This window comes from Alteromonas sp. ABM1_013 (genome assembly GCF_056160505.1).
Genome location: NZ_JBSWXH010000014.1, coordinates 1 through 333, shown reverse-complemented (window position 1 = coordinate 333; position 333 = coordinate 1). Strand labels below are relative to the sequence as shown.

The 333-nt window shown below is 38.1% G+C and carries 1 tRNA gene; it reads right to left on the bottom strand.

Annotated elements, in window-relative coordinates:
- Positions 1-242: 242 nt before the first annotated feature.
- Positions 243-319: transfer RNA gene (locus tag ACXAGK_RS19480), tRNA-Ile, on the bottom strand.
- Positions 320-333 lie beyond the last annotated feature (14 nt).

Sequence of the window (333 nt, the reverse complement as noted above, 5' to 3'; positions counted from 1 at the left end):
GTCAAGTAGAGTAAAAAGTTCATCTTTCGATTTCTCAGTTACTCAATTTTGATTGATTACTATTAATATCAGCTTTCCAAATTGTTAAAGAACATTCGATGCTTCCTGCAAAAGCAGTACTTTCATCTTTAGAGTAAAAAACCCTAATTAATCTTTACTGAAACAGTAAATATTCATTAGGATTTCGGGTCCAACGTGACACGTTTCTACCTTTGTTACCTTCCTTTCTTAAAGTAAGGAAATGGTAGGCTTGGGCAGACTTGAACTGCCGACCTCACCCTTATCAGGGGTGCGCTCTAACCAGCTGAGCTACAAGCCTTCAGTATACTGCAC